The 9,868-nt window shown below is 64.4% G+C and carries 9 protein-coding genes; 2 read left to right on the top strand and 7 right to left on the bottom strand.

Annotated features, from left to right (window positions below):
• Position 1: 1 nt before the first annotated feature.
• Together ilvD and ACFY9W_RS05040 are read right to left on the bottom strand one after the other, a co-directional pair.
• Entirely contained in the window at positions 2-1,843 is a 1,842-nt protein-coding gene (gene ilvD / locus ACFY9W_RS05045) for a dihydroxy-acid dehydratase (protein WP_391126591.1), read from the bottom strand.
• 271 nt (positions 1,844-2,114) lie between these two features.
• Positions 2,115-3,311 (bottom strand): class I SAM-dependent methyltransferase, encoded by a 1,197-nt coding sequence (locus tag ACFY9W_RS05040; RefSeq protein ID WP_391126588.1) that lies wholly within the window; start codon positions 3,309-3,311, stop codon positions 2,115-2,117.
• A 178-nt stretch (positions 3,312-3,489) separates the two neighbouring features.
• Here ACFY9W_RS05040 and ACFY9W_RS05035 point away from each other — a divergent pair, with 178 nt between their 5' ends.
• Positions 3,490-4,308, top strand: a complete 819-nt coding sequence (locus ACFY9W_RS05035) for an HDOD domain-containing protein (RefSeq protein ID WP_391126678.1) — start codon at positions 3,490-3,492, stop codon at positions 4,306-4,308.
• A gap of 3 nt (positions 4,309-4,311) precedes the next feature.
• Positions 4,312-5,124, top strand: coding sequence for a bifunctional DNA-formamidopyrimidine glycosylase/DNA-(apurinic or apyrimidinic site) lyase (mutM, locus tag ACFY9W_RS05030; RefSeq protein WP_391126585.1), 813 nt, complete (start codon positions 4,312-4,314; stop codon positions 5,122-5,124).
• 131 nt (positions 5,125-5,255) lie between these two features.
• Here the strand turns inward: mutM and ACFY9W_RS05025 are convergent, their stop codons facing one another.
• The 5 genes from ACFY9W_RS05025 to ACFY9W_RS05005 form a co-directional block, all read right to left on the bottom strand.
• Positions 5,256-5,507, bottom strand: coding sequence for a YfhL family 4Fe-4S dicluster ferredoxin (locus ACFY9W_RS05025; RefSeq protein ID WP_016489663.1), 252 nt, complete (start codon positions 5,505-5,507; stop codon positions 5,256-5,258).
• A 102-nt stretch (positions 5,508-5,609) separates the two neighbouring features.
• A complete protein-coding gene (gene coaD, locus ACFY9W_RS05020) occupies positions 5,610-6,095 on the bottom strand; it encodes a pantetheine-phosphate adenylyltransferase (RefSeq protein ID WP_391126582.1) in 486 nt (161 codons plus the stop codon).
• 112 nt (positions 6,096-6,207) lie between these two features.
• On the bottom strand, positions 6,208-7,806 hold the full coding sequence (locus ACFY9W_RS05015) for a GMC family oxidoreductase N-terminal domain-containing protein (RefSeq protein ID WP_391126579.1): 1,599 nt from the start codon (positions 7,804-7,806) through the stop codon (positions 6,208-6,210).
• Positions 7,807-7,826: 20 nt separating this feature from the next.
• Positions 7,827-8,312: a twin-arginine translocation pathway signal protein gene (locus tag ACFY9W_RS05010; RefSeq protein WP_391126576.1), complete on the bottom strand. Its 486-nt coding sequence runs from the start codon at positions 8,310-8,312 to the stop codon at positions 7,827-7,829.
• Positions 8,313-8,322: 10 nt separating this feature from the next.
• A complete protein-coding gene (locus ACFY9W_RS05005) occupies positions 8,323-9,753 on the bottom strand; it encodes an aldehyde dehydrogenase family protein (protein WP_391126573.1) in 1,431 nt (476 codons plus the stop codon).
• Between the last annotated feature and the right edge of the window lie 115 nt (positions 9,754-9,868).

Genomic DNA, 9,868 nt, shown 5'->3' with positions numbered 1-9,868 from the left:
TTCACAGCCCTTCGAGCATTGCCTTGTTACGCACAGCACCCTTATCGGCACTGGTCGCCAGCAGGGCATAGGCCTTCAGCGCGGTGGTCACCTTGCGTGGGCGTACTTCAGCTGGTTTCCAGCCCTTCTTGTCCTGCTCGATGCGGCGCTCAGCCAGCTCTTCATCGCTGACCAGCAGGTTGATCGAACGGTTAGGGATGTCGATCAGTACCTTGTCGCCGTCACGCACCAGGCCGATAGCGCCGCCGGCAGCAGCCTCCGGCGAGGCGTGGCCGATCGACAGGCCCGAAGTGCCGCCCGAGAAGCGGCCGTCGGTGAGCAGGGCGCAAGCCTTGCCCAGGCCTTTGGACTTCAGGTACGAGGTCGGGTACAGCATCTCCTGCATACCCGGGCCACCTTTAGGGCCTTCGTAGCGGATGATCACGATGTCGCCGGCTTTCACTTCGTCGGCGAGGATGCCGCGCACGGCGCTGTCCTGGCTTTCGAAGATTTTTGCGGTGCCTTCGAACACGTGGATCGACTCGTCGACACCGGCGGTTTTCACCACGCAGCCGTCGAGGGCGATGTTGCCGTACAGCACGGCCAGGCCGCCTTCTTGCGAATAGGCGTGCTCGAAGCTGCGGATGCAGCCGTTCTCGCGGTCGTCATCCAGGGTTTCCCAACGGGTCGACTGGCTGAACGCGGTCTGGGTCGGGATGCCGGCAGGGCCTGCCTTGAAGAAGGTGTGCACGGCCTCGTCATCGGTCTGGGTGATGTCCCACTTGGCGATGGCTTCTTCCATGCTGCGGCTGTGCACGGTCGGCAGGTCGGTGTGCAGCAGGCCGCCACGGGCCAGCGAACCGAGGATGCTGAAGATGCCACCGGCGCGGTGCACGTCTTCCATGTGGTACTTCTGGATGTTCGGCGCCACCTTGCACAGCTGTGGCACTTTGCGCGACAGGCGGTCGATGTCGCGCAGGTCGAACGCCACTTCGCCTTCCTGGGCCGCGGCCAGCAGGTGCAGGATGGTGTTGGTCGAGCCGCCCATGGCGATGTCGAGCATCATGGCGTTTTCGAACGCCTTGAAGTTGGCGATGCTGCGCGGCAGCACCGACTCGTCGTTCTCGCCGTAGTAGCGCTTGCACAGCTCGACGATGGTGCGGCCGGCGGTGAGGAACAGCTGCTCGCGGTCGGCGTGGGTGGCCAGGGTCGAACCGTTGCCCGGCAGGGCCAGGCCCAGGGCCTCGGTCAGGCAGTTCATCGAGTTGGCGGTGAACATGCCGGAGCACGAACCGCAAGTCGGGCAGGCGCTGCGCTCGTATTCGGCGACTTTCTCGTCACTGGCGGTGGAGTCGGCGGCGATGACCATGGCGTCGACCAGGTCCAGGCCGTGGCTGGCCAGCTTGGTCTTGCCGGCTTCCATCGGGCCGCCGGAAACGAAGATCACCGGGATGTTCAGGCGCAGGGCAGCCATCAGCATGCCGGGGGTGATCTTGTCGCAGTTCGAAATGCAGACGATGGCGTCAGCGCAGTGGGCGTTGACCATGTACTCCACGGCGTCGGCAATGATCTCGCGGCTTGGCAGCGAGTACAGCATGCCGTCGTGGCCCATGGCGATGCCGTCATCGACCGCGATGGTGTTGAATTCCTTGGCCACGCCACCGGCGCGCTCGATTTCGCGGGCCACCAGCTGGCCCAGGTCCTTCAGGTGCACGTGGCCCGGGACGAACTGGGTGAACGAGTTGGCAATGGCGATGATCGGTTTCTTGAAGTCTTCGTCCTTCATGCCGGTGGCGCGCCACAGGGCACGGGCGCCGGCCATGTTGCGGCCTTGGGTGGAAGTCTTGGAACGATAATCAGGCATGAAACACTCCTGGCGGCTTAATCAGGTCACATAAAGGGGAGTGAGCTTCTCTTGTCCTTTGCGCCGCAGGCCGGTTGCCACTGGCACGGATGAGGCCGAAGACCGCGCGGGATCGCCGCGTGCTTGGCCAGAGCTCATAAACCCGCCGGGGATGACTGGCGATGAATAGGCCGATTCTACACCGCTGGCGCGGCGAAGGAATGCAGATGTGGATGGTTGGCGGGGGGATTGCGGCAGGAAAGGGCCGCTTGGCGGCCCTTTTTGGCAGAGATCAGCTGTTGGGCAGCAACCGGCAGGTGATGCTCTTGATGTAGCGGGTTTCGGCAATGGCCGGGTGTACCGGGTGGTCCGGCCCCTGGCCGCCGCGCTCGAGCAGCTGCATGTTGCGGTCCAGGTGGCGGGCGCTGGTCAGCAGGATGTTGTGCAGGTCGTCCTCGGGCAGGTGCATCGAGCACGAGGCGCTGACCAGGATGCCGTCCTTGCTCAGCATGCGCATGGCCTGTTCGTTGAGGCGGCGGTAGGCCGCTTCGCCGTTTTTCAGGTCTTTCTTGCGCTTGATGAAGGCGGGTGGGTCGGCAATGATCACGTCGAAGCGTTCTTCAGCGGCCTTCAGTTCGCGCAGGGCTTCGAACACATCGCCCTCGATGCAGGTCAGCTTCTCGCTGATGCCGTTCAGCGCCGCGTTGCGCTCCACGCCATCCAGGGCAAAGCCCGAGGCGTCGACGCAGAACACTTCGCTGGCGCCGAACGCGCCGGCCTGCACACCCCAGCCACCGATGTAGCTGAACAGGTCGAGCACCCGCTTGCCTTTAACGTACGGCGCCAGGCGCGCACGGTTCATGCGGTGATCGTAGAACCAGCCGGTCTTCTGGCCTTCACGCACCGGGGCTTCGAACTTGACGCCGTTCTCTTCCAGCGGCACCCAGTCCGGCACCTCACCGTAAACGGTCTCGACATAGCGCTGCAGGCCTTCGGCGTCACGCGCGGCGGAATCGTTCTTGAACAGGATGCCGCTTGGTTTGAGCACTTGCACCAGGGCAGCGATCACGTCGTCCTTGTGCGCTTCCATGGTGGCCGAGGCCAGCTGAACCACGAGGATGTCGAAGAAGCGGTCGACCACCAGGCCCGGCAGCAGGTCGGAATCGCCATAGACCAGGCGGTAGCATGGCTGGTCGAACAGGCGCTCGCGCAGCGACAGGGCGACGTTCAGGCGGTGAACCAGCAGCGACTTGTCTAGCGGCAACTTGATGTCGCGCGACAGCAGGCGGGCGCAGATCAGGTTGTTGGGGCTGAGTGCGACGATGCCCAGCGGCTTGCCGTTGGCTGCCTCCAGAACGGCCTGCTGGCCGGCCTGGAAGCCTTGCAGCGGGGTCGCAGTAACGTCGACTTCGTTGCTGTAGACCCACAGGTGGCCGGCGCGCAGGCGGCGGTCGGCATTGGCTTTGAGGCGAAGGCTGGGCAGGGACATGACGTCGCTCCGGGAAAAAAGAGCGGGAGTATACCCTGTTGGCCTGCACTTCGGTTCGGGGCACGACAAAGCGCTGGCACAGCCAACTGGGTTAGAATCCCCCGTCCTAAACGAGTGTGCACGTATGTCCCAAGAACTCAGCGCCGAACAGATCCAGCAAGCCTTGCAAGGCATTACCATTCCGCCGCAACCGCAGATCATGGTCGACCTGCAGTTCGAGCAGTACATGCCTGACCCGGACCTGGAAACCATCGCCAAGCTGATTTCCCAGGACCCGGGCCTCTCGGGCGCCTTGCTCAAGCTGGTCAACTCGCCGCACTTTGGCCTGGCCAACAAGATTGGCTCGATCCAGCGTGCGGTGAACCTGCTGGGCAGCCGTTCGATCATCAACCTGATCAACGCCCAGTCGATCAAAGGCGAGATGAGCGATGAGACCATCGTCACGCTCAACCGCTTCTGGGATACCGCTCAGGACGTGGCCAACACCTGCCTGACCCTGGCCAAGCGCACCGGCATCCAGGCCGCGGACGAGGCCTACACCCTGGGCCTGTTCCATGACTGCGGCGTGCCGCTGATGCTCAAGCGCTTCCCCAACTACATGGATGTGCTGGAAGAGGCCTATGCCAAGGCCGGCGAAGAAACCCGCGTGGTCGATACCGAAAACCATACTTTCAACACCAACCATTCGGTGGTCGGCTACTTCACCGCCAAATCCTGGCGCCTGCCTGAGCACCTTACGGCTGCCATCGCCAACCACCACAACGCCCTGGCGGTGTTCCGCGACGAGAGCTCGCGCAACACACAGAGCCAGCTGAAGAACCTGCTGGCAGTGCTGAAGATGGCCGAGCACATCTGCGCGTCCTACCGGGTGCTTGGCAACCAGGCGGTTGACCACGAATGGAACGTGGTCGGCCCGCTGGTGCTCGATTACATTGGCTTGTCGGAATACGATTTCGAGAACCTCAAGCAGAACATTCGCGAGCTGGGCGGGCACTGACACATGCCGGAATTACCCGAAGTAGAAACCACCCGGCGCGGTATTGCGCCGCACCTGGAAGGCCAGCGCGTCAGTCGTGTGGTAGTACGTGACCGGCGCTTGCGCTGGCCGATCCCCGAGGACCTGGATGTGCGCCTGTCGGGGCAGCGCATTGTCAGTGTCGAGCGGCGCGCCAAGTACCTGTTGATCAATGCCGAGGTCGGTACGCTGATCAGTCACCTGGGCATGTCGGGCAACCTGCGGCTGGTCGAGCTGGGCCTGCCGGCGGCCAGGCATGAGCACGTGGACATCGAGTTGGAGTCGGGGCTGATGCTGCGCTACACCGACCCGCGCCGCTTTGGCGCCATGCTGTGGAGCCTGGACCCGCTGAACCACGAACTGCTGCTGCGCCTGGGGCCAGAGCCGCTGACCGACCTGTTCGACGGTGAGCGCCTGTTCCAGCTATCCCGCGGGCGGTCGATGGCGGTCAAGCCGTTCATCATGGACAACGCAGTGGTGGTGGGGGTGGGCAACATCTACGCCACCGAGGCGCTGTTTGCTGCGGGCATCGACCCGCGCCGTGCCGCTGGCGGGATATCCCGGGCGCGTTATCTGAAGCTGGCGATCGAGATCAAGCGGGTGCTGGCGGCGGCGATCGAGCAAGGCGGTACCACACTGCGCGACTTTATCGGGGGCGATGGGCAGCCGGGGTACTTCCAGCAGGAATTGTTCGTTTACGGGCGGGGCGGGCAGCCGTGCAAGGTGTGTGGCACGGAGTTGCGCGAGGTGAAGCTGGGGCAGCGGGCGAGCGTGTATTGCCCGCGCTGCCAGCGCTAACCTGAAAGCTGGCGCGATCACTGTGGGAGCGGGCAAGCCCGCGAAGCAAGCAACTCGATGGATGGCACCGGCTGCGCCGGTGTTCGCGGGCATGCCCGCTCCCACAGGGACCGTGCAGAGGCTGCTGGGACTCAGTCCTTGCCGGTAATGCGGCGGTACTTGGCCATCAGCTGTTCTTCGGTCTCCGGGTGCGCTTCATCCAGCGGGATGCAGTCGACCGGGCAGACCTGCTGGCACTGCGGCTCGTCGTAGTGACCTACGCACTGGGTGCACAGGTTAGGGTCGATCACGTAGATCTCTTCGCCTTGGGAGATAGCCTCGTTCGGGCACTCGGGTTCGCAGACGTCGCAGTTGATGCAATCGTCGGTGATGATCAGGGACATGGGGACTCCGGCCGGGGCTCACAGCCCGGGCATGTTCAACGCAATGGGCACAATTGTGCCGCATTCGCGCCCGCAGTGCACGCGGGCGCGACAATCAGGCGGTCAGGCTTGCTTCTTGAAGCGTTCAGTCAGCGCTTCGGCCACCACCGGGTGGACGAACTTGGTGATATCTCCGCCCAGTGCGGCAATTTCCCGGACCAACGTCGAAGAAATGAACGAATAGCGCTCCGACGGCGTGAGGAACAGGCTCTCGACATCGGGGGCCAGCTGCCGGTTCATGTTCGCCAGTTGGAACTCGTACTCGAAGTCGGAAACGGCACGCAGGCCACGCAGGAAGACGTTGGCACCCTGTTCCTTGGCGAAATGCGCCAACAGGGAAGAGAAGCCGATGACTTCGACATTGGGCAGGTGCTTGGTGACCTCACGGGCGAGCTCCACCCGTTGTTCCAGCGGGAACAGGGGGTTTTTCTTCGGGCTGGCCGCCACTGCGATGATCACGTGGTCGAACAGCCGCGAGGCGCGCTCGACCAAGTCGCCATGGCCTTTGGTAATGGGGTCGAAAGTACCCGGGTACAACACTCGGTTCATCGCGTCATCCTGGCTGGAGTGCGTTGGGGAGTCGGATGGTAGCGCAGCGACGGCGCCCCGGCCAAGTCATGCGGCTGGCTGATGGCACTATAGACAGGGGCCGTATTGGTTGTCATGCGCTGTGTGCCAGGCGGGCAATCAGGGCTTCGGTGAGCCTGGCGCTGATGGCATACACCGACAGTTGCGGGTTGGCGCCGATGCTGGTGGGGAACAGCGAGCCGTCGTGGACCGACAGGTTGTCCAGCTGGTGATGGCGGCCCTGGCTGTCGCATACCGCCTGGCGCGGGTCTTCGCCCAATGCACAGCCCCCCATCACATGGGCGCTGCCCAGGCGCGTCCTGAAGGGCTCCAGGCGCAAGGCGTCGATCATGCGCAAGGCCTGTTCCAGGCTGGAAGCGGTGCTGGCATCGCTGTGCACGGGCGTCACCTGCGTGGCCCCGGCCGCGAACTGGATCTGTGCCATGCTGCGGTAGGCGCGACGCAACCCGTCGCGCAGGTAGTTGGTGACCGGGTAATCGAGCACCGGTGAGCCATCGCCACGCAGCTCCACGGCCCCGCCCTGGCTTTCGGGGTGAAAGCCGTCACGTAGCAACGCCAGCATCACATGGGTGTGCGGCAGCTCGGCCATGCGCCGGGCGTTCTCTTGGCCGTGCCCGCCCAGCAGGGTGCTGGCCAGGGCCGGGTGCAGCGGCGGCACTTCCAGTTTGTAGCCGACCGGGCCATCCGTACCACCCTGCCACTGGAAGTGGTCGCTGTAGATGGACTGCGGGGCGCCGTAGTAAGGGTCGATGCGCTCCTTGAAGCGCGCTGCGCTGAAATTCACCAGGTGCAGGAAGGTGCGCTTGCCCAGGCGGCCATGGGGGTCTGGAGCGTCGGAACGCAGCAGCAGGGCCGGGCTGTTGATGCCGCCGCCGGCCAGCAGGTAATGACGTGCACGTACCCTGACCTGCTTGCCGGTGGGGTAGATGCCTTGGGCATCCAGGGCATGGCATGTCAGGCCCTGGATACGTTCGCCGTTGTGTGTGAAGCGCGCGGCCCGGGCCAGGTACAGCAGTTCGCCGCCATGGTCGAGGGTGGCGGGAATGCGGGTTACCAGCATCGACTGTTTGGCATTCACCGGGCAGCCCATGCCGCAGTAGCCCAGGTTCCAGCAGCCGCGCACGTTGCGCGGGATCACCGCCCAGCGGTAGCCCAGTTGTTCGCAGCCCCGGCGCAGCACGTCGTTGTTGGCGTTGGGCGGCATGGCCCAGGGTGTAATGCCCAGCTCTTGTTCCACCCGCTCGAACCAGGGGCGCAGGTCATCCTCACCCAGGCCGTTCACGCTGTGCGCCGAGGCCCAGTGGGCCAGCGTCTGCGGCGGGGTACGAAAGCTCGATGTCCAGTTCACCAGCGTGGTGCCGCCAACGGCGCGGCCCTGAAGAATGGTGATGGCGCCATCCTTGCTCATGCGCCCCAGGCCCTCCTGGTACAGGCTGGCGTAGGCTTCGCTCTCCAGCAGGTGGAAGTCGCTGCTGGTCCTGAGCGGGCCTTCTTCGATCAACAGCACCTTGAACCCGGCAGCGCTGAGCATCTGTGCGCTGGTGGCACCACCGGCACCGCTGCCGATAACGGCTACATCGGCCTCAAGGGCCAGGTCATGCTCCAGGCGCGAAGCGTCGTGGGTTATCCAGCCGCGTTCGAGGCCTTGGCGAAACGGATCGGCTACAGGCATTGGCGATGCTCTTGTTGTTTTCAAATGTTCGGTGGACCGGGGTAACCACAGGCGGCCCAGGACTCGGGGCGTTCGTACCAGGCCATTTGCAGCAGTTGCAGCAACGAGGCGTGGCCCATGCGCAGCAGGCTCAATGAACTGTCCTGCCAACGCTGCAGGAAGGCTGTGACCTGGGTAGGGCTGGCCTGTTCCCAGGCGCCCCAGATACCGGTCAACGGGCCGCGGGTGAGTGGCAGGCTCAGCACGTCGAACAGTTGCCGGGTGAGCTTGAGCATTTCCGGCGACAAGGCTGCCAGTTTGTGGTCGAGGCTTAGCAGTACTGGCTGCTCGGTGGCCAACGTACCCGCCAGCACCACCGGGATCAGCGCACGCAGCAGTGGCAGGTCGTCATCGCGCACTGCCTGGTAACCGTGTGCGCTGGTTTGCGCGGTGCAGCCGACCAGGCTGGTGGCACTCAGAAACACGCTGGCGCCCAAGCTGAAACGCAGCAGGTCACGGCGTTGCATAGACCGGCCCTCAGCGGATAAAAAGCTTGTAGACCAAGCGCTGCAAGGCTTTGCCATAAGGCGGGTAGATCAGCCGTGCGGCGTTGAAGCGTTGCTTGGCCAGCACTGCCTTGGCCTTGCTGAACGTAAGGAAACCGTCGTGGCCGTGGTAATGCCCCATGCCCGAAGGGCCGATGCCACCGAAGGGCAGGTCGTCCTGGGCCACGTGCAGCAAGGTATCGTTCAAGCACACGCCACCCGAGTGGGTGTGGCATAGCACGCGGTCCTGGCCGGCCCGGTCATAACCGAAGTAGTACAGCGCCAGAGGCCGCGGGCGCTGGTTGATGTAAGCCAGCGCCTGGTCGAGGCTGTCATAGGGCACCAGCGGCAGCAGCGGGCCGAAGATTTCGTCCTGCATCACCTGCATGTCGTCATTCACACCCAGCAGCAGGTGCGGTGGCAGGCGCCGGCCCTGGCGGGTTTCGCCAGGGTACAGGTCGAGCACCTGCGCGCCCTTTTCCCGGGCATCGTCCAGCAGGTGCTGCAAACGCTGGAGCTGGCGCGGGTTGATGATGGCGGTGTAGTCGGGGTTATCGGCAATGCGTGGGTACAGGCGGCGAACGGCGCGCTGGTAGGCGTCGCTGAAGGCCTCCAGCCGGTCACGCGGCACCAGCACGTAGTCGGGGGCGACGCAGGTCTGGCCAGCGTTCAGGGTCTTGCCAAAGGCAATGCGCTCTGCCGCGGTATCCAGGGGCACATCGGCTGACACGACGGCCGGTGACTTGCCGCCCAGTTCCAGGGTGACCGGGGTCAGGTTCTGCGCAGCAGCCAGCATGACCTGGCGGCCCACGCTGGTTGCGCCGGTGAACAGCAAGTGGTCGAAGGGCAGGCGGGCGAAGGCCTGGCCTACCTCGACTTCGCCGAGCACCACGCTGACCAGGTCGGTGGGGAATACCCGTTCCAGCAATTGCTTCAGTACCTGGCCACTGGCAGGCGTGGCTTCGCTGAGCTTGAGCATGACCCGGTTGCCTGCGGCGAGGGCGCACGTCAGCGGGCCGATGGCGAGGAATAGCGGGTAGTTCCACGGCACGATGATGCCAACCACCCCCAGCGGTTGGTAACGCACCTGCGCGCTGGCCGGCTGGAAGGCCAGCCCAACCTGCCGCCGGCTGGCGCGCATCCAGCGTTGCAGGTGCTTTTCGGCGTGGCGCAGGCCCTGTACCGAGGGCAGCAGCTCGGCCAGCAGGGTCTCGTCGGCGCTGCGCCCGGCAAAGTCCTCGCTGATGGCTGTGATCAACTCAGCCTGGCCGGCCAGCAGGGCTTCGCGCAGGCTTTTCAGCCATTGACGGCGCTGGGCGGCGGGTGGCAGAGGGTTGCCCGCGAAGGCCTGGCGCTGGGTGGCGAACACTGCTGCAAGGTCGAGGTCGGGTTGCACAGGGGGCAAGGCACTGGGCGAGTTCATGGCGGCGTCGAGTCCGGGCAGGGAATCCCTAGAGCCTATACTCTAATTTGTACCATGGTGCGAATTTTTCCGCGCGGTCGGACGGTGCATTCCACCTGCAATACGCCGTAAGATG

It is taken from the genome of Pseudomonas sp. NPDC008258, from assembly GCF_042956345.1.
GTDB lineage: Bacteria > Pseudomonadota > Gammaproteobacteria > Pseudomonadales > Pseudomonadaceae > Aquipseudomonas.
Note: the sequence above shows the minus strand (reverse complement) of the source record. Positions and strands in the feature narration are given on the sequence as shown.

Bases quoted from the DNA above. Each gene is read 5' to 3' on its own strand.
- ilvD (WP_391126591.1), bottom strand. From the start codon at position 1,843: ATGCCTGATTATCGTTCCAAGACTTCCACCCAAGGCCGCAACATGGCC.
- ACFY9W_RS05040 (WP_391126588.1), bottom strand. From the start codon at position 3,311: ATGTCCCTGCCCAGCCTTCGCCTCAAAGCCAATGCCGACCGCCGCCTG.
- mutM (WP_391126585.1), top strand. From the start codon at position 4,312: ATGCCGGAATTACCCGAAGTAGAAACCACCCGGCGCGGTATTGCGCCG.
- ACFY9W_RS05025 (WP_016489663.1), bottom strand. From the start codon at position 5,507: ATGTCCCTGATCATCACCGACGATTGCATCAACTGCGACGTCTGCGAA.
- coaD (WP_391126582.1), bottom strand. From the start codon at position 6,095: ATGAACCGAGTGTTGTACCCGGGTACTTTCGACCCCATTACCAAAGGC.
- ACFY9W_RS05015 (WP_391126579.1), bottom strand. From the start codon at position 7,806: ATGCCTGTAGCCGATCCGTTTCGCCAAGGCCTCGAACGCGGCTGGATA.
- ACFY9W_RS05010 (WP_391126576.1), bottom strand. From the start codon at position 8,312: ATGCAACGCCGTGACCTGCTGCGTTTCAGCTTGGGCGCCAGCGTGTTT.
- ACFY9W_RS05005 (WP_391126573.1), bottom strand. From the start codon at position 9,753: ATGAACTCGCCCAGTGCCTTGCCCCCTGTGCAACCCGACCTCGACCTT.